The sequence below is a fragment of the Ureibacillus xyleni genome (assembly GCF_900217795.1).
GTDB classification, from domain to species: Bacteria; Bacillota; Bacilli; order Bacillales_A; family Planococcaceae; genus Ureibacillus; species Ureibacillus xyleni.
Map to the genome: position 1 here is coordinate 101,405 of NZ_OBMQ01000010.1, position 18,683 is coordinate 120,087.

Consider the following 18,683-nt stretch of genomic DNA (forward strand, 5'->3'; position numbering starts at 1 on the left):
TTTCAAGATTTATGAACTAGAGATTAAGGAGAGTTTAATAGATGACTAATATATTAGTAATTAAAGCAAATAATAGACCTGATGGAGTTTCAACAAAAATGTTTGAAACTTATGTGGAAGAAGCAAAAAAAGTACAAGGCTTAACAATCACTACTTATGATGTGTATGAAGAAGATACACCTTATTTTGGACAAGATTTATTTAACGCATTTGGAAAAGTACAAAACGGTGAAGAATTAACAGACGTTGAATCACGTTTACTTTCAGCAAAACAAAAAGCAATGGACGCTATTACTGCAGCAGATGTAGTCGTACTTGCATTCCCAATGTGGAACTTAACAATTCCTGCAAAATTACACACATTCATTGATTATATTTACCAAGCAGGATTTATGTTTAAGTACACTCCAGAAGGACAAGCATTACAATTAATGCAAGATAAAAAATTTGTTGTATTAAATGCTCGTGGTGGAATTTATTCAACACCAGAAGCACAGCCTTTAGAAATGGCAGCTAACTACATTAAAAATGTATTCGGTGGCGTAGCAGGTATGCAGCTTCTTGACGAAGTTGTAATTGAAGGTCATAATGCTGATCCTAGTAAAGCTGAGGAAATTATTGCTCAAGGCATGGAACGCGTTAAAGATTCAGTACAAAAATTAGCAACAGTAAATGCATAATTAAAAACCCGACGAATGTCGGGTTTTTCTATTTATATATTAAGTGAGATGTTAAGCATTGCAGTATTTTTAAATAATACAAATTTCCATAAAAGTCCTTTTCTATATTCGTGATGAATAGACCCTTCCATAGTTTCATAAAATCTTTGAAGGAGTGATGGCATGCTGATTTACGAGGAACAAACAATTAAACTAGATAAAGTTGAAAATCAATAAACACATCTACATCTTCACCGATTAATAAACCTCCAGATTCAAGTACGGCATTATATAATAGCTTGAAGTCCCGTCGATTCACCTTTGTTTCTGCAGTAAATCCGTACTTTTCTTGCCCCCAAGGACTTTTCGTATGCCCTATAAAGGATGTTGTAAATATAATCGAATTCGTAACTTCTTTTATAGTTAAATCTCCTATAATGTGATAGGTATGTTCGTTAATAGCAATAATTTCTTTAGAGGTGAAATATATTTTTGGGTATTTATCGGCATGGAAAAAATCTGCCGAACTTAAGTGATGGTCTCGTGCTTGATCTTTTGTGGAAATACTAGCAACATCAATTACTACTGAGATTTTTGCTGTAGTTAAATCTTCTATTGTATCTGCCTCAACAATAGCTGTAAAAGAGTCGAAGGAGCCTTTTACATTTGATATCATCATATGTTTAACAGAAAAAGTAATTGCTGAGTGAGAAAAATCTACTGCGTACTTTACCATGGTAACACCTCAACTATTTTCTATTATTACTAAATAATAGCCTAATATGAATAACTAGACAATATCTGTTAATAATAAAACTAATTGAAAAGTTACTTTTTGTAACCTAATGAAAATGGTACACTAATAAGAGAAGATAACTGACAAGAAGTAAACAGGGGGATTAAATATAATGAAAGAAACAAAATTATGTCCACGCCTTTCGAAAGCAATGGAATTGTTAGGAAAAAGATGGACTACGTTAATTTTATACCAATTGTTAGAAGGCCCCCAACGTTTTAATGAAATTGAATCAGCTTTACCAGTGAGTGGCAGACTACTTTCGGAACGGCTAAAGGAATTAGAGAAGGAAGGGATTGTTGAAAGAAGAGTTTACTCTGAGATTCCTATTCGAGTCGAATATTCCCTTACTGAAAAAGGCGTTGCGCTCGAGGGGGCTATTCGAGAAATTGAACAATGGTCAAAAGATTGGCTAAAATAGCACCTTTGAATTACTTGTCAAAAAGCTTTAAATTACCCATACTAGGAAGTATGACGTGAGAAAGGAAATTGCTTTTATGACAATACAAAAATGGGCTCAAGACTTAGAAAGAATTGTTAACCCAAAAAATATAAAAATCAATGAATCTCTTAAAACATATACAATGACGAAACTTGGCGGAAATGCCGATGTGTTCGTTTTACCTGAAACAGAAGAGGAAGCAACATCTATCGTTAAGTATGCTTATGATAATAATGTACCCCTTTTAATGCTGGGCAACGGATCGAATATGGTTGTCCGTGATGGCGGGGTTCGTGGGATAGTGATCTGTTTTCAAAAATTAGATGAAGTTCGTGTTGAAGGTAATGAAATTTATGCACAAAGTGGCGCACTTATTAAAGAAGTTTCAAGATTAGCAGCTAGCCATTCATTAACAGGTTTTGAATTTGCATGCGGTATACCTGGTTCTGTTGGTGGGGCAATGGCAATGAACGCAGGGGCGTATGGTGGCGAGATTAAAGATATCATTATAGAATCAACAGTTCTTACAAATGAAGGCAAAAAATTAGTTTTAACAAAAGATGAACTAGAATTAGAATATCGAAAAAGTATCATTGCAAAAAAAGGATATTTTGTTCTTTCTTCTAGATTCAAACTTGAAAAGGGAATTCAAGCAGAAATTGATGCGAAGATTGCCGACTTAACTTACCAACGCGAGTCAAAACAACCATTAGAATATCCATCTGCAGGTAGTGTTTTTAAACGTCCACCTGGATACTTTGCAGGGAAATTAATACAAGATAGTGGCCTCCAAGGAAAAGGTGTAGGCGATGCAGAAGTATCAAAGAAACACGCGGGATTTATTATTAATAAGGGAAATGCTACAGCAACGGATTATATTGAAACAATTAAAATGGTTCAAAACGTTGTAAAAGATAAGTTCGGGGTTGACCTAGAACTTGAAGTGAAAATAGTTGGGGAAGACCTAACCAAATAATAAAGAATGAGCGCCTCTCAATATGAAAGGCGCTTTATATACATAGAAAGGGTTTATATTTAAATGAGATTTGTATCATGGAATGTGAATGGAATTCGAGCATGCGTTAAAAAAGGTTTTTTAGATTATTTTCAAGAAGTAGATGCCGACTTTTTCTGTATACAAGAAACGAAATGCCAGCAAGGACAAGTGGATTTACCTCTTGATGGATATTTTCAATACTGGAACTATGCCGAGAAAAAAGGTTATTCCGGTACTGCAATATTTACAAAATATGAGCCGCTTAAAGTATCGTATGGAGTAGGAGAAGAAGAAACAGAATCAGAAGGACGTATTATCACATTAGAATACGAGGAATTTTATTTAGTAAACGTCTATACTCCTAATTCTCAGCGCGACTTAGCCAGATTGCCAAAAAGATTGCAATGGGAAGATAATTTATTTGAATATTTAAAGAAACTTGATGAACATAAACCCGTCATTTATTGTGGAGATTTAAATGTCGCTCATGAAGAAATTGACTTAAAAAATGCAAAATCCAACGTCGGTAATTCTGGCTTTACATTTGAGGAACGAGAAAAAATGACAAAGCTCCTTCAATCAGGATTTAGGGATTCCTATCGAATTATTAATCCAGTTAAAACCGATGCATATACTTGGTGGAGCTATATGAACAAGGTTCGTGAGCGAAATATCGGCTGGAGAATTGATTATTTTATTGTGTCAAACCGACTTGTAGATTCTATTACAAATGTGGATATCCATTCACAAGTTATGGGTAGCGATCACTGTCCAATCGTATTAGAATTAATAACCATGAAGTGATAGAATTATCCAGTATAAAAGTGTTGGAAGTAACAGGGGTTTTTGAAATGAGAGGTGGAAAGGAAAAATGTCTGCACAAGTAGTACAGAAAAAACAGAAAAAGATTATCGATTGGATTATTTGGATAATAGGAATAGTCATTGTAGCAGGTGGAGTAGGCGTAATAGGTATTCATCTCTACGTTAAAAATTCTTTACCAACTATTGAAGGGGATTTAACTGTTTCAATTTTAGAAGATGATGTTGTAGTAACCCGAGATGGAGCGGGGGTACCTCATATCGAAGCAAAATCGGAAGCAGATTTATACCGCGCACAAGGTTATGTACAAGCGCAAGACCGCCTCTTCCAAATGGATTTGGCGCGCCGACAAGCAAGTGGAACTTTAGCTGAAGTTGTTGGGCAATCCGCTGTAGAGTCGGATAAATTTTTCCGTACGTTTAGTCTACGAAATGCTGCTGAGAAGTCCTATGATGGGTATAGTGAAGAGATGAAACAAATTCTGAATTGGTATGCTGAAGGGGTAAATGCATTTATCAATGAAGTCAATGGAACGAGCAAGCTTTCTTATGAATTCAAGCTTCTTGGCTATGAACCAAAAGAGTGGACACCAATTGATTCATTAACAATCGGCAAATATATGGCTTATGACTTAGGTGGAAATTGGGCTGTTCAAGCATTTAACCATTGGGCACTTCAAAACTTTACTGAAGAACAAGTGCAAGAACTAGTTATCGATTACCCAGAAGATGCTGCAACTATAATTCAAGCAAACTTAGAAAACCCTGTAAAAATAGCAGGGAAATTTAATCCAGACCTTCTACCACATGAGTTTAATGGTAGCAATAACTGGGTTGTATCAGGTGTATTGACGGAAAATGGAAAACCTTTACTTGCAAACGACCCTCATTTAGGCTTAGGTACTCCATCAATTTGGTATCAGATGCACTTGCAATCTCCTGAGCAAAATGTGAGTGGTGTTATTTTCCCAGGGGTTCCTGGAATCATTTTGGGTCACAATGAAACAATCGCTTGGGGTGTTACAAATGTGAACCCGGATGTACAAGATCTTTACATTGAGACTCCAAATTCAGAAAATCCAACACAATTTAAATATAATGGTAAATGGGAACAAGCTGAAGTACGTCAGGAGCCAATCAAGGTTAAAGACGGAAAAACAATTGATTATGAAGTGGTCGTGACTCGTCATGGGCCAATTATTTCAGATTTTATATTTGAAGAAGAAGAACCTACAGCTATGTTTTCTATGCAATGGACAGCACTAGAACCAACTCAAGAACTAGAAGCTGTAATTGGTTTTAATAAGTCTAGTAATTGGGAAGAGTTTGAAGATGCTTTAGAAGATTTTAAAGCACCAGCTCAAAACTTTGTATTTGCTTCTACAGATGGAACGATTGCTTATAAAGCAAACGGAAACATTCCAATCCGTAAAGCAGGAGATGGCCAATTCCCTGTACCAGGGGATTCTTCTGAATACGGTTGGGAAGGTTATATTCCTTTTGATGAGTTGCCAACTGTAATAAATCCTGAAGAAGGCTATATCGCGACAGCTAACAATAAAATTATTGGTGATGAATATCCATATCATATTACCAACTATTGGGCACCTCCATATCGTTATGAACGTATTGTAGAGATGATTGAATCGATTGAAATCGGAAGTATTGATGAAAAGACCGGTAAAGAGATTAAAGGACTAACTGTAGCAGACATGCAAGCAATGCAATCAGATAAGAAAAATTTATATGCTGAAGAATTCTTACCACATATACTTTCAACGATTAAAAAAATGGATTCAGATGGAAAATATGCAGACATCATTACTTTACTTGAAGAATGGGAACTGTATGACGGTAAAGATGAAGGTGCACCATTAGTATTTAATTTATTAATGACGGAAATTCAAAACACGTTGTTTGAAGGAAACATGCCTGAAGATGTTTATGAAATGATGCCTGGAAAATTTCAAATCACTGATCAACTTTTACGAGACGCTTACGCAGGAAATGAAGGTGTTTGGTTGAGTGGAGCTGGTGGGGTAGATCAGGTAGTTTTCACTTCATTTGAGAAAACGGTTAACGAAATTTCTGCAAAATATGGTGAAAATGTTTCTAAGTGGACATGGGGAAGTTATAATAAGTTAACATTCGATCATCCATTAGCAAATGCATCAGAGTTTCTTGCTACTTATTTAAATCCTGATAAACATTCTGTTGGGGGCTCTCGTGTATCCGTACAAGCTGCTTCAGAAGATGGAGAGGGCAATGTAGATCACGGCGCATCATGGAGATTTGTTATCGATTTAAATGACACATCAGTTGCATACCACCTCGTTGCACCAGGCCAGAGTGGTCATGTAAAATCGAAATGGTATGATAACCAACTCACTGATTGGATTTTCGGACGTTACCACAAAACAGTTATTAATGGTGATATTAACAAAGCATATATATTAAATTTGCATGGTGAATAAAAGGTGAAAAGAGGCAGAATTCGTTAAATTGAAATGAATTCTGCCTTTATTAATATTTTGCTCCAAAGACTCTATTAATTATTGACAGTAGAAAAAGCGGACTTTATGCTTGTTGTTATGATGAAACAAATTATAGGAAAAAATATTGAAGGAGGGGTGATCGATTTTAATGCCAAATTTGGTAAACGTTACCGAAGAAATTGTATATGGTTTAGTTCGATTTTTACTACATGGTCCAGAGTATCAAACCTTTTGTCATTGTGAGTCCTGTGAATTAGAGATAACTGCACATGCATTAAATAAAATGCCCTCTTATTATGTAACTACGAATACTGCCCGTGATGAAGCTTTCAAACGCTTAAAAACTCCTGAAAATATACAACAAATAAACAGACAAATAATTTTATCCATTTATGCAGTTGGTAAAGAATGTAATCATAATAGTTAATTTTTTAAATTGTCGAAATGTGACATATTTTTACGATACCTATAAAAGCATTCATTGTTTTAAGTTACCTTTTTTAGGTTGTTGTAGTAAAATTAGAATGACATTTAGAAAAGTGAGGAGACTTGTTATGCCAACACCTAGTATGGAGGACCATATCGAACAAATTTATTTATTAATTGAAAATAAGGGATATGCGAGGGTGTCTGACATAGCTGAAGCATTATCGGTTCTTCCTTCCTCTGTAACTAAAATGGTTCAAAAATTAGATAAAGACGGATATTTAGTATACGAAAAATATCGTGGGCTAACACTAACATCAAAAGGTGAAAAACTAGGTAAACGTCTTGTAAAAAGGCATGAGTTACTGGAGCAATTTTTACGTCTTATTGGTGTAGACGAAGAACGAATATATGAAGATGTAGAAGGTATTGAACATCATTTAAGCTGGAATGCCATTGACCGTATTGCTGATTTAGTACAATTACTAGAAGAAAATCAGCCATTTTTAAAAAAACTTGAAGAAATGAAAGAACAATAAAATTTGCAATGGATTGGAAAGGAAAGACTAAATTGAGCGAACTAAAATCAGGTGACGTTGTGGAATTAACTGTACTTGAAGAGCAAGGTTCAAAGTGGCTCTTAACAAATGGAGATTTAGAAATCCCTTTAAATAGTTCAGAATTACAACAACCTTTAGAAATAGGTGCAAAATTAAAAGTATTCTTATTTGCAGATCGCCGAGGTAATCTACAAGCAACAACTGTGATTCCACAAATACTACAAGGCGATTATGGTTGGGCGCGGGTGATTAAAGTATCTAAAGAAGGAGCAACAGTTGATATTGGCTCAACTCGAGAGGTCCTTGTAAAAGGAGAAGATTTACCTCAGCTAACGGAACTTTGGCCACAAGTAGGCGATCACCTATATATTACACTTCGAACAGATCGTAATGGTGACTTATTTGGACGATTAATTACAGAAGAAAAAGTAAATGAACTATACGAAGGTGCATTTGAAGAAATGCATAATAAAAATATTGCAGCACGACCTTACCGACTATTACCTGTTGGCGCGTTCCTACTTGGAGTAGATGAACCGTACCGAATCTTTGTTCATAATTCTGAAATGGAAGCAGAACCTAGACTTGGTCAAGAAGTTTCTATCCGTGTAATTGATGTAAAAGAAGATGGGTCGTTAAATGGATCTATGTTGCCGCGGAAACATGAACGACTTGGAAAAGATGCTGAACAAATTTTACACTATTTACAAAGTGTAGGTGGAAAAATGCCATTTGGAGACAAGTCCTCACCAGAAGAAATTTCTGAGATGTTCAAGATGAGTAAAGGGGCTTTTAAGCGAGCACTTGGCACCTTAATGAAAGCAGGAAAAATCAAGCAACAAGACGGATGGACCGAAATTATTTAGAGTAAGCAAAGTAAAAGGGGTATGTGGAACCTTTTACTTTTTTTATCGTACTAATTTACGAAAGGGGTTAAGAAAATGAAACAAAGATGGCTATCTATAGTCGCTGTATTTGCTTTGCTGTTCACAGTAATTGTCCCTACAAGCTCATTTGCTGCTACAAATGACGTAAAAGCAATCAATGAAAAGTTAGGCGTACCGATTGTAGTTTATGGAGCGAATTTATCAGAGCAAGAAAAATCAACAGTAAAAGATGCATTACAAGTAAATGAAGAACCAGAAGTAGATGAAATCACCGTATCAGGTGAAGATTTAGTTAAATATATAAAAGATAGTAATGCAAGTTCAAGAATGTACTCATCAGCCAAAATTACACGTCAAGAAACCGGAAAAGGCCTAATTATTAGCATCGTTACACCTGATAACATTACGGAAGTTACTTCTGAAGTATACGCAAACGCAATGCTCACAGCTGGAATTGAAGATGCAGTAGTAGAAATCGCTGCTCCAAAACCAGTAACTGGACACTCTGCTTTAGTAGGAATTTACAAAGCATATGAAGTGAAAACAGGGGAAACTTTAGACATTGAGCGAACAGATGTTGCAAATGATGAATTATCTGTAGCGACTCAAATTGCACAGAATGCTAATATTAGCGATGAGAAAATTGCTGAATTATTAACAGGGATTAAACAACAAATTGCAGAACTAGATCCTGCAACGAAAGAAGAAGTTGCAAAAATCGTTGAAGATCAACTTGCAGCATTAAATATTCAGCTAAGCGAACAAGATCGTCAACTATTAGTGGACTTAATGGATCGTATTAGTAAACTTGATATTGATTTTACAAAACTTTCTGAGCAACTAACAGACTTAACAACGGCATTTGAAGAAAAGTTTGGAGATGTTCTTCAAGATGAAGGTTTCTGGACTGGTGTAAAAAACTTCTTTAATAACTTAATTGATACAATCTCATCTTGGTTTAAATAATGTAATAAACGAGCAATTAAATTACAAATTGAGCATAACTATGTTATATTGATGCAAATGGGAGGGATGAAAATGGATTTTAAATTTGCAGAAAAAAGTCCAAATCATTTTGCATATGAATATGAACAAGATGGAGAAAAGTTAGCTATCATTGAATGGAATCTACGCAATGGAATCATGGATATGACGCATACTTATGTATCAGATACACTGCGCGGCCAAGGAGTAGCAAAGAAGCTATTAGATCAAGCGGCAGATTATGCAAGAGAAAATCATTATAAAATGAATCCGCTTTGTTCTTACGTTGTCGCATCCTTCGAAAAGAGTAACGCATACGACGATATAAAAGCATAAAAATTAAGGCAATCAAGTTGATATAACAATTTGATTGCCTTTTCATTTGTTCTTTATGCTAATAAAAGAGATGTGTAAAAGCAAAAATAAGAGAAGTTAAAACAGATGATGCAACGATAATCGAAGTAATTTCTTTCCAATCATAAGTGAAATCATTTTCATTCATTGTTTAGTGCCTCCTTTTTGAATGCTTTAGTCCTTTGTCTATTTTTACTGTAGAATTTTGGGGAATTTATTAGAAATATGGTATCTTTTTAGTTGTGATATATGTTAATATAGAATGTTTGCAATTAAAAATAGAACAGATATATAAGAATATTCAACTGAACTAGAAAGTATTACTAAAAAAGTGTAATATCCTCCGTTAAGACTACATTTCAATATTTATCCTTAGATAAACAGTTGAAAATAGGGAAAAGTAATTGTTAGAAGATGATTTGGAGGGATGAAAAATGGCGAGGTTGAAAGGAAAAGGAATTGTAATATCAGCATTAGTGGCTGGTGCAGCGTCTTATTTGAGCAAAAAAAATAATAGGGAAAAAGCAATACAAATGATTAGTAATATCTTTGGATCAAAAACCGACCCTAACTACGATAATAATTCATTAAAGGAAATAGCAGAAACGCCTGCAAGCACGACAAACCAGAGAATTCGTGAAAACAACTTTGTAGGGGAAGGTGGAGCACAAACAGCCCTCGCTTACTATAATGAAAGTAATCAACAGCCGTATTTACATTAAAAAGAAGTCAACAATTCCCTAAGTGGAGAATTGTTGACTTCTTTTATTTATCAAAACGACTAGGGAAAATAAAAGTAAAATCACACCTGTAAATAGGAATCCTTGTGAAATACTTAACTGTAGCAAACCCAATACAGAAGAGCCAACAACAACCCCTAATGAGAAAAATGCATAAAAGTATCCATATGCTTTTCCTCTCACTTTTTCGTCGGTAGAATCTATTAGAAGTGCATTAATAGAGGGGAATAATAAACCAAATCCTATACCATAGCTAGCCATAGCGAGATAAAGAACGACAATTACTGTCGAAACGCTTAATAAAAGCAGGGAGGACCCCATTAAAGCTATACCTAAAGAAAGTGTATAAATAGGAGCTACTTTATCAAATATTCGATTTGTTGGTAATATGAACACTAACACAGCAACGACTCCAAATGTACTTAATAAAGTACCACTAACTTTTGAATCATAACCAAGTACAACGGTTTGTAGGGGCAATAGATAAGCAATTACACCTTGGGCAAACATAAGGAAAAATGCACCCCAAAATGCTTTAATTACCCCAGGATTGCGGAATAAATAGCGCACTTTTATTGAATCCTTTTCTTTATAAGAATTTGTTATTTTTCGTTTAATACTGATTCTTCTTAAAACAAAAATCGCAATAACTCCGATTAGTAGCATACAAATACCGGAAATACTAAAAACAAATGGGACAGATGTTCTGCTTGCTAATATACCGCTAAATGCAGGACCAGTAATTGCTGCGATACCGACAAAAGCTCCTGAAAGCGCACTGCTTTTACCCCTTTCTTCTTTAACCATTATAGTTGAATGGTAAGTAAATGCAGCAGGAACAATCAAACCTGCAACAAGTCCGTGTACAAATCTTATGATAAGTAGGGAAAGTGCATCGTTAACCACTCCATATGACAATAGTGAAAGACCTGTTGAAACAAGGCCTAATGGTAAGAGAATAGACGGGCCTTTACGATCCGTCCAAAATCCAGAAATGACATTTCCAAAGGTATTTGAAAAAGAATACATTCCGACTGCGAGTCCAGTAATAAATGAAGAAGCTCCAACAGATTTTGCAAAGGTACTCATTACTGGTAACTGCGTAAATAAGTCAAAAAAGGAAAAGAAAATAACCGTATATATAAAGTATTTCATATAAAATCGCCCCTAATGATACACAATCTTGTTTCAATTATATCATTAAAAGAAGTATTTAAATTATATCTTTTTATTTAAAAGTAGATTCAAAAAAATTGCCCCGAAAACATTTTGATGCTTTCGGGGCAATTCCTATATTAAGCGTTTGTAGTTTCTTTTTTCATTGTTTTGTTTTTAGCAAGGTTTACATGCCAAGAAAGAGCTTCCTCTAAGATATGAGGAGTTTGTGCATTACCTGTTGCTTCTACAGCACGGTTGTAGTAATCCCATAATTGCTCTTTGAAATCAGGGTGAGCACAGTTTTCAATAATTAAAGACACACGTTCTTTTGGAGCTAGACCACGTAAGTCCGCAATACCTTGTTCAGTTACTATTACATCTACATCGTGTTCTGTATGGTCTACGTGAGATACCATTGGAACGATTGACGAAATAGCGCCACCTTTAGCGTATGATTTCGTTACGAAAATACCTAGACGAGCATTACGAGCGAAGTCACCAGAACCGCCGATACCGTTCATCATTTTTGTTCCTGAAACGTGTGTAGAGTTAACGTTACCGTAAATATCTAACTCAAGAGCAGTGTTGATTGAGATTAATCCCAAACGACGGATAAGCTCTGGGTGGTTAGAGATTTCTTGTGGACGTAAAACGATTTTGTCAGCATATTTTTCTAAGTTGCCATATACACGTTGTTGTAATTCTTCAGTAAGAGTAATAGAAGTTGCAGCTGCAAAACGAACTTTACCAGCATCGATTAAGTTGAATACAGCATCTTGTAAAACTTCTGAAGCTACAACTAAGTTTTCGAATTCTGAATCAGCAAAACCGTCAAGTACAGCGTTTGCTACAGAACCTACACCAGATTGTAAAGGCATTAACTCATTTGTTAGGCGTCCAGCTTTAATTTCAGCGCGGAAGAAGTCTAATAAAAGGTTTGCCATTGTTTGTGTTTCCTCATCTGGAGGAACGATTAATGAAGGCGCATCTGGCTCTTCAGAAACTACGATTGCTTGAATTTTATCTAAATCAACACGAATACCGATTTCACCAATACGTTGTTCAGCGTTTGTCATTGGAATTGGTTCTCGTTGACCTTGTTCTGCTGGAACATAAATATCGTGAATACCGATTAAGCTTTCAGGATGTGAGATGTTTAATTCGATAATAATGTTTTCAGCATATTGAGCAAAGATTGGTGAGTTACCAACAGAGTTTGTTGGGATAATCAAACCATCTTCAGTAATTGCAACTGCTTCTAAGATTAAATGTTTAATTGGTCCAATAATACCTTGGCGTACTAACTCAGCATTATGTGAAAGGTGAGCATCAACATAAGAAATTTCACCTTTGTTAATTAAACCACGCATTACAGCGTCCCCTTGGAAAGGTCCACGTTTGTTAATTACACCAGCATCAGCTAAGTAGTTGTCCACTTCTGGCCCTAAAGAAGCCCCTGTATATACATCGATTTTAAATTTTTCGTTTTTTGCTCTTTCAACTAATGCCATTGGTACAACTTTTGCATCCCCTGCACGAGTGAACCCTGACATAGCAACTACAGTACCGTCTTCAATTAAAGCAGCTGCTTCTTGTGCAGATACTACTTTCTCTGCTAATTGTTTTAAACCTAGGCGTTTCTCAACTCTTGGATCCATTATAAAATCCTCCCCCAAAATAGATATAAAACTAAAAATTATGTAGAATTTTCTGTACTTTTAGTCGAATAATGTTTCAACTTGTATAATGATAATACCACCATATTGTCACAAATTCTTCATGATTAACATGAAAGTGCTTAAATCTTGTATTTTCGAGAATATTCGCAACTAAACGATAGATTTTTTGTAAAATTAAAGAAGGTGTGACTTTTAATAAGTGTAAAATTATAGCGAAAAATGGTGAATTGATTAAGGGAGTATAGAAACTAGTTAAACAATCAAAAAAGGCGCTGTAGAGGTTAACCTTCTACAACGCCTTAATATTAAAAACCTAAAGAACGACGGAAATAACTTGCATATCTTTGACTTACCGGAATTCTCGTACCGTCTTTCATAATTAATAAGAATGTTGAATGTGAATCTGGTTGGATTTCCTCAATATAGTCGATATTGACAATATATGAACGGTGGCATCGGATAAAAGAATCTGGTGCCAAGAATAATTCTAAATCACTTAAATTTAGACGGTGATATCCTTCTCTACTCATTGTTTTTACAAAAGTTTTTCGTAATTGAGTTTCAAGGTAAATAACTTGATTATGTTTAATCGGATACCAGCAATCATCTATTTTAATTGTAATATAGTTTGTTAAAAATGGAGATGGCTTTTGTGGGAATATTGCTGTAACAGATCCCTTTGTTTCACCTTCTTCAATTAATGGAATACTCATGCCGTAATATGGAACTCCGAATACATCAGACTCAATATAAGTATTGATTTTTTGTCCATATGTAAGAGCTTGATGTGCTGCAGACCCTTCTTTAATTGGATCGCCAGGTTTTATTTTTAAATCAACCTTTTTACTTGGTTGATAATACAGATATTCATTCGTATCTGAAATGGCTATAGACGTATTTTCAGGGAAGAAATCTTTAATGACATCCATAATTTCTTCAATTTGTTTTGGATCCACTTTATTACACCTCTTTTTTGTATACATATATCATATATTCTACTACATAATTATATAAATGAAATAGAGAAGATTGCGGAATAATTTAGGAATTTTTCGCTAGTAAAAAAATTTTCTTCTTATTTTTGTCACTTTTTCAGTTTTCATTCTCGAAATAGTGTAACTTATTAAAAGGAAATTATACAATTATAAGGTAAATAACCTATTCATAGTGTAAAAGATAATAATAACCTATTATCCACACATTTGGAAAATTAAGTTGAAAAAAAATGAAATTATGGTAATATTCAGGTTAGTTACTACTGGATAATTCTTTATTCTCATTTATCTACTACTAAAATTGAAATATTTAGCATAATATACTCAATAGGTCATTTTTTTTATTGCAGAAATTTATTAAAGAATCAATATACATAATTCATATAGGTATATTAGAATACTAGAAGTTCATTATTGCTTTTGAAAAACAATTATGCAAATTGCATTCTGAAGAAAGATGGGATAATCTATGCAGCTACACCAACATTCAATATCGGAAACAATTTCAAAAAGGTATTTTCAGGAAATTGATAGTATAAATCAATATAACGGAATTGAGGAATTTTTTAATATTGAATCAAAGCTGTTATTTGAAATCTTTCACTTAGAGGGAACAAAAGCGAAAAAATCTTTACACGAAATCATTGATATTCTTTCTATTCGTTTCGGTAAACAAGTAATTAAAGTAGTGAGAAATTACTTTGCCATTTTATCGTCTATTGTCGCTAGAAAATTGCTAGATAACCAAGTGCCTTCAAAGAAAGCGTTTGCCTTTAATCTAGCTTGTGTCGACATGATTGAGAATAAAATGAAGGATGCTGAATTTTTACAGTTCGCTGATGATTTAATCGATTTCTATGTTTACTTCATCGCAGACCGAAAACAGCCTACATTCCGACATCAAACAGTAAATAAAGTAATAATGTACATAAATGATGAACTAGAAAATGACCTAACAGTAGAAAGTATAGCACAAAAGTTTCATATAAGTACTAGCCATTTATCACGTATATTTAGAGAACATGTCGGTATTACATTAGTTGAATACCTAAATGTTCGTAGAGTAGAAGAATCTCAATACTATCTGAGGCATACAAATAAAAGTATAACATCAATATCTGAACAGTTCCATTTTTGTAATCAAAGTTATTTTACTAGAATTTTTAAGAAGTATACTGGGGTTACACCGAAACATTTTAGAGACGAATTACATCATGAATTTTACAGATTTGAAATTCCTGAAGTGGATTTAGAAAGAGTATAAACTTTAATTTGATGCAGTTGGCAGATATTGCCGACTGTATTTCTCTTCTATTCTAATTTTTAAAGTGAATATATTGTACCTGCTAATTGATATTCACATTTCTTTTACTGTATACTTCATTTTAGCGAAAATATTTAGTAGGTGGAAAAATGAAAAAGCTGAAACTATTTTCAATGCTTGCTTTATTATTACTTGTACTCACAGGATGTCAAGCAGTTGAAAATCAAGAAGGGTTCTTTTATGGTACTTTTGTAAAACCGATGAATTGGTTATTAGATTTTTTAGGTAATGACTTATTTAATGGCAGTTATGGCTTAGCTATTATTGCGATTACGGTAGCGATTCGATTAATATTAATGCCGTTTATGTTGAAAAATTACCGTCAACAATCATTAATGAAATCGAAAATGGATGTTGTTAAACCGAAAATGGACGAGATCCAAGCAAGATTAAAAGAAGCAAAAACAAAAGAAGAACAAATGGCAATTCAACAAGAAATGCTAACATTATACCGCGAGAATGGTATTAATCCATTAAATATGGGATGTTTGCCAATTGTTATTCAAATGCCAATAATTATGGGTCTTTATTTTGCAATTTTATACTCTGGGGATGTTAAAACTCATGAATTTTTATGGTTTAACTTAGGTAGCCCAGATATTTTAATGACCGCAATTGCTGGTATAGTTTATTTTGTTCAAGCGAAAGTTTCATTATGGACTGTGCCTGAAGCTCAAAAAGCTCAAATGAAATTAATGATTTATATTTCGCCAATTATGATTGTATTTATTTCATTCACATCTATGGCAGCTCTTCCACTTTATTGGTCAATCAGCGGATTATTACTAATAGCTCAAACATATATTGGACGTAAATATTATTCTGAGCACCCTGCAAAACAAGCCGAGGTTAAATAAAACCTCGGTTTTTCTTGTTTTTAAAACTACAAAAGTTATATGAAGAAAATTGAAACAATTAGTGCTAAAATAGAACCATTGTAAAGGAAAGAGGCAATGTGGCATGAAAGAGTATCGATATGTCAACAATAAAAAGTCAAATAAAGGTAAATACTTAATTAGTGGTATTCTAATTCTTTTAGCTATTATCATAAGTATTTACTTCTGGGGTACAAATCAAAATAAATCTAGTTTAAATGATGACAACAAGGAGCAACAACAAACAGAGGAGAATACAGCCGATTCAGCAAATAACCAAATTACTGAGGATCAGCCTGAGGAAAGCCAAAATGGAGAGTCAACTACAGAACCAGTAGAAGAAAATAATGTAGATATAACAAACGGAGGCTATATTGAAGGCCAACCGGAACCGACCGAACCAACTTATGTAGATGGGATACTTATTGCGAATAAAAAATATCCGTTACCGAGTAATTTTGCTCCAGGTGAAAATAAAGATGCCCGTGAAGCATTTGAAAAAATGGCAGTAGATGCAAAAGAACTTGGGTTTGTGTTGGTTGCTTTTAGTACATATCGATCTTACGAATATCAGGAAACGTTGTATAACAAATACGTAGAACGTGATGGGAAAGAAAATGCGGATCGTTATAGTGCAAGACCTGGATACTCCGAACATCAAACTGGGTTTGCCTTTGATATTGGGGAAAAGGGTAAAGAGGATTTATGGCTAACAGAAGAATTTGGTGAAACGCCAGCAGGAAAATGGTTAGTTGAAAATGCACACAAATACGGGTTTATTCTACGATATCCAAAAGGCAAAGAGGCTATTACAGGGTATATGTATGAATCTTGGCATTTTAGATATTTAGGTGTAGATTTGGCGGCAAAAGTGAAGGCTTCAAATTTAACTTTAGAAGAATATCTTAATATCCAATAAAATCAAATTTAAAAGGGTTCTCAAAAATCGTGCTGATTTTGAGAACCCTTTTTTAAATGCTACAATATCGGTGTAAGTAATCTAGATATAGATTCTTTAAACTTGATAAATAACGGGCGACTTTCATATTTTTCAAGGGTTAATTCGGTGCAATCTTGTATATCCTTTTCAAATATTTCTGCTAGCTCATGGGAAATTAAATGATCATAAATAAATGCATTTACTTCGAAATTTAAACTAAAGCTACGTACATCAATGTTTGCAGTACCGACTGTTGAAGCTTCATCATCAACGACAATGGTCTTTGCATGAATAAAACCTTTCTCGTATATATATATTTTTGCGCCAGCTTTTAACAGCTGACCAACATAAGAATATGTTGCCCAGTATACAAACATATGGTCCGGCTTATTCGGTACCATAATTCGAACATCAATACCAGATAGTGCAGCAATTTCAATAGCTGTTAAGAAGCTACTATCAGGTATAAAATATGGTGTTTGAATATAAATATAACGTTTTGCATCCATTAACAATTTCAAATAGCCATTCTTAATCGTCGGCCATTCATTATCAGGTCCGCTTGATACAACTTGCATCGCTACGTTACCTTTTTTAGGGATGGCAGGGAAATAGCTTTCAGAATAATCGATATTGTTCTCACTTGCTTGATTCCAATCGAGCAAAAAGCGAGTTTGCAAAGGGTGTACAGAACTACCTTCAATTCTTATGTGAGTATCTCGCCAATAACCAAATCTCTTGTTTAACCCTAGATACTCATCTCCAACATTAAATCCACCGATATAACCAACTCGCCCATCGATTACAACGATTTTTCGATGGTTTCTAAAATTTAAACGGGGATTTAATAACGGTAGGATAGAGGGGAAGAATACCTCTACCTCTCCCCCTAAATCTAATAGTTCTTTGAAATGACTTTTTCGTAAACCACGAGAGCCCATCTCATCATAAAGAACTCGAACTTTCACGCCTTGTTTTGCTTTCTTTTTTAGTGCAGAGAATATCCGATTTCCAAGGTTATCCAGCTTGAAAATATAGTACTGAATATGAATATGATCTTTTGCACTTAATATATCTTTAATTAAGGATTCAAATTTTTTGGTGCCATCGTCAAATATTTGTATATGGTTATCTTGTGTAAGAACGGAATCGCTTGTTTTCAAATTCATGTGGATAAGACTTTTATATTTTTCTACAGTGTCAGTATTGAAATCCAGGGAGTTCTCTTCTAACGCTTCAATTTGATAATTAATAAGCTTATCAATTCCGATATCTTTTTGGCCTTCCCATCTAAACAAATGCTTTTTCCTCATTTGTCTCCCGAGTAATAAATAAAGAACGAAACCAAATAGCGGGATGAAGAAAAGAACGAGAATCCAAGCCCAAGTTGATGACGGGTCCTTACGTTCTAAAAAGATGACAGTTATCGCTAGAATGAAATTTAGTATAAGAAGAATGAAAGGAATATTAGTAATGGTACCAAACAAGAGGCTCATGAAAATGCACCTACTTCGATTTTAATAAATCCATTATAACTGATTTAAATGTGCG

General features: G+C 34.3%; 19 protein-coding genes. 14 read left to right on the plus strand and 5 right to left on the minus strand.

Features of this window, described 5'->3' with window-relative positions; translation table 11 throughout:
- Positions 1-41: 41 nt before the first annotated feature.
- The gene (locus CRO00_RS14215) at positions 42-680 is read left to right on the plus strand and encodes an FMN-dependent NADH-azoreductase (protein WP_097074328.1); all 639 of its coding nucleotides are present in this window, start codon (positions 42-44) and stop codon (positions 678-680) included.
- A 187-nt stretch (positions 681-867) separates the two neighbouring features.
- Here the strand turns inward: CRO00_RS14215 and CRO00_RS14220 are convergent, their stop codons facing one another.
- Positions 868-1,395: a YceI family protein gene (locus tag CRO00_RS14220; RefSeq protein ID WP_097074329.1), complete on the minus strand. Its 528-nt coding sequence runs from the start codon at positions 1,393-1,395 to the stop codon at positions 868-870.
- Between the two features lie 172 nt (positions 1,396-1,567).
- On the opposite strand from CRO00_RS14220, the gene CRO00_RS14225 reads away from it, so the two are divergent.
- From CRO00_RS14225 to CRO00_RS14270, 10 genes are all read left to right on the plus strand, one after another.
- On the plus strand, positions 1,568-1,876 hold the full coding sequence (locus CRO00_RS14225; protein WP_097074330.1) for a winged helix-turn-helix transcriptional regulator: 309 nt from the start codon (positions 1,568-1,570) through the stop codon (positions 1,874-1,876).
- Between the two features lie 76 nt (positions 1,877-1,952).
- Positions 1,953-2,873, plus strand: coding sequence for a UDP-N-acetylmuramate dehydrogenase (gene murB / locus CRO00_RS14230; protein WP_097074374.1), 921 nt, complete (start codon positions 1,953-1,955; stop codon positions 2,871-2,873).
- 63 nt (positions 2,874-2,936) lie between these two features.
- A complete protein-coding gene (locus CRO00_RS14235; protein ID WP_097074331.1) occupies positions 2,937-3,698 on the plus strand; it encodes an exodeoxyribonuclease III in 762 nt (253 codons plus the stop codon).
- 67 nt (positions 3,699-3,765) lie between these two features.
- Positions 3,766-6,189, plus strand: a complete 2,424-nt coding sequence (locus tag CRO00_RS14240) for a penicillin acylase family protein (RefSeq protein WP_097074332.1) — start codon at positions 3,766-3,768, stop codon at positions 6,187-6,189.
- A 169-nt stretch (positions 6,190-6,358) separates the two neighbouring features.
- On the plus strand, positions 6,359-6,637 hold the full coding sequence (locus CRO00_RS14245) for a late competence development ComFB family protein (RefSeq protein ID WP_097074333.1): 279 nt from the start codon (positions 6,359-6,361) through the stop codon (positions 6,635-6,637).
- Between the two features lie 127 nt (positions 6,638-6,764).
- Positions 6,765-7,175: a transcriptional regulator MntR gene (gene mntR, locus CRO00_RS14250; protein WP_097074334.1), complete on the plus strand. Its 411-nt coding sequence runs from the start codon at positions 6,765-6,767 to the stop codon at positions 7,173-7,175.
- A gap of 32 nt (positions 7,176-7,207) precedes the next feature.
- A complete protein-coding gene (locus tag CRO00_RS14255; protein ID WP_097074335.1) occupies positions 7,208-8,062 on the plus strand; it encodes a CvfB family protein in 855 nt (284 codons plus the stop codon).
- A 75-nt stretch (positions 8,063-8,137) separates the two neighbouring features.
- The gene (locus tag CRO00_RS14260) at positions 8,138-9,049 is read left to right on the plus strand and encodes a DUF1002 domain-containing protein (RefSeq protein WP_097074336.1); all 912 of its coding nucleotides are present in this window, start codon (positions 8,138-8,140) and stop codon (positions 9,047-9,049) included.
- Between the two features lie 72 nt (positions 9,050-9,121).
- Positions 9,122-9,403: a GNAT family N-acetyltransferase gene (locus CRO00_RS14265; RefSeq protein WP_097074337.1), complete on the plus strand. Its 282-nt coding sequence runs from the start codon at positions 9,122-9,124 to the stop codon at positions 9,401-9,403.
- A 452-nt stretch (positions 9,404-9,855) separates the two neighbouring features.
- A complete protein-coding gene (locus tag CRO00_RS14270) occupies positions 9,856-10,143 on the plus strand; it encodes a hypothetical protein (RefSeq protein ID WP_097074338.1) in 288 nt (95 codons plus the stop codon).
- Positions 10,144-10,161: 18 nt separating this feature from the next.
- Here the strand turns inward: CRO00_RS14270 and CRO00_RS14275 are convergent, their stop codons facing one another.
- From CRO00_RS14275 to CRO00_RS14285, 3 genes are all read right to left on the minus strand, one after another.
- Complete coding sequence (locus tag CRO00_RS14275) at positions 10,162-11,316, minus strand: MFS transporter (RefSeq protein WP_097074339.1); 1,155 nt, start codon at positions 11,314-11,316, stop codon at positions 10,162-10,164.
- A 140-nt stretch (positions 11,317-11,456) separates the two neighbouring features.
- Positions 11,457-12,977, minus strand: coding sequence for a succinate CoA transferase (locus tag CRO00_RS14280; RefSeq protein WP_097074340.1), 1,521 nt, complete (start codon positions 12,975-12,977; stop codon positions 11,457-11,459).
- A 326-nt stretch (positions 12,978-13,303) separates the two neighbouring features.
- Complete coding sequence (locus tag CRO00_RS14285; RefSeq protein ID WP_097074341.1) at positions 13,304-13,954, minus strand: LytTR family DNA-binding domain-containing protein; 651 nt, start codon at positions 13,952-13,954, stop codon at positions 13,304-13,306.
- A 508-nt stretch (positions 13,955-14,462) separates the two neighbouring features.
- On the opposite strand from CRO00_RS14285, the gene CRO00_RS14290 reads away from it, so the two are divergent.
- From CRO00_RS14290 to CRO00_RS14300, 3 genes are all read left to right on the plus strand, one after another.
- On the plus strand, positions 14,463-15,257 hold the full coding sequence (locus CRO00_RS14290) for a helix-turn-helix transcriptional regulator (RefSeq protein WP_097074342.1): 795 nt from the start codon (positions 14,463-14,465) through the stop codon (positions 15,255-15,257).
- Between the two features lie 149 nt (positions 15,258-15,406).
- Positions 15,407-16,174: a membrane protein insertase YidC gene (yidC, locus tag CRO00_RS14295; protein WP_097074343.1), complete on the plus strand. Its 768-nt coding sequence runs from the start codon at positions 15,407-15,409 to the stop codon at positions 16,172-16,174.
- A 103-nt stretch (positions 16,175-16,277) separates the two neighbouring features.
- Entirely contained in the window at positions 16,278-17,111 is an 834-nt protein-coding gene (locus CRO00_RS14300; RefSeq protein WP_097074344.1) for a M15 family metallopeptidase, read from the plus strand.
- Positions 17,112-17,170: 59 nt separating this feature from the next.
- Here CRO00_RS14300 and cls read toward each other — a convergent pair whose 3' ends face one another.
- Positions 17,171-18,628: a cardiolipin synthase gene (gene cls / locus CRO00_RS14305; RefSeq protein ID WP_097074345.1), complete on the minus strand. Its 1,458-nt coding sequence runs from the start codon at positions 18,626-18,628 to the stop codon at positions 17,171-17,173.
- Positions 18,629-18,683 lie beyond the last annotated feature (55 nt).

Coding starts and splice junctions, on each gene's coding strand:
- cls (WP_097074345.1), bottom strand. CDS start 18,628: ATGAGCCTCTTGTTTGGTACCATTACTAATATTCCTTTCATTCTTCTT.
- CRO00_RS14240 (WP_097074332.1), top strand. CDS start 3,766: ATGTCTGCACAAGTAGTACAGAAAAAACAGAAAAAGATTATCGATTGG.
- murB (WP_097074374.1), top strand. CDS start 1,953: ATGACAATACAAAAATGGGCTCAAGACTTAGAAAGAATTGTTAACCCA.
- CRO00_RS14225 (WP_097074330.1), top strand. CDS start 1,568: ATGAAAGAAACAAAATTATGTCCACGCCTTTCGAAAGCAATGGAATTG.
- CRO00_RS14265 (WP_097074337.1), top strand. CDS start 9,122: ATGGATTTTAAATTTGCAGAAAAAAGTCCAAATCATTTTGCATATGAA.
- CRO00_RS14275 (WP_097074339.1), bottom strand. CDS start 11,316: ATGAAATACTTTATATATACGGTTATTTTCTTTTCCTTTTTTGACTTA.
- mntR (WP_097074334.1), top strand. CDS start 6,765: ATGCCAACACCTAGTATGGAGGACCATATCGAACAAATTTATTTATTA.
- CRO00_RS14220 (WP_097074329.1), bottom strand. CDS start 1,395: ATGGTAAAGTACGCAGTAGATTTTTCTCACTCAGCAATTACTTTTTCT.
- CRO00_RS14215 (WP_097074328.1), top strand. CDS start 42: ATGACTAATATATTAGTAATTAAAGCAAATAATAGACCTGATGGAGTT.
- CRO00_RS14260 (WP_097074336.1), top strand. CDS start 8,138: ATGAAACAAAGATGGCTATCTATAGTCGCTGTATTTGCTTTGCTGTTC.
- CRO00_RS14245 (WP_097074333.1), top strand. CDS start 6,359: ATGCCAAATTTGGTAAACGTTACCGAAGAAATTGTATATGGTTTAGTT.
- yidC (WP_097074343.1), top strand. CDS start 15,407: ATGAAAAAGCTGAAACTATTTTCAATGCTTGCTTTATTATTACTTGTA.
- CRO00_RS14280 (WP_097074340.1), bottom strand. CDS start 12,977: ATGGATCCAAGAGTTGAGAAACGCCTAGGTTTAAAACAATTAGCAGAG.
- CRO00_RS14300 (WP_097074344.1), top strand. CDS start 16,278: ATGAAAGAGTATCGATATGTCAACAATAAAAAGTCAAATAAAGGTAAA.
- CRO00_RS14290 (WP_097074342.1), top strand. CDS start 14,463: ATGCAGCTACACCAACATTCAATATCGGAAACAATTTCAAAAAGGTAT.
- CRO00_RS14235 (WP_097074331.1), top strand. CDS start 2,937: ATGAGATTTGTATCATGGAATGTGAATGGAATTCGAGCATGCGTTAAA.
- CRO00_RS14270 (WP_097074338.1), top strand. CDS start 9,856: ATGGCGAGGTTGAAAGGAAAAGGAATTGTAATATCAGCATTAGTGGCT.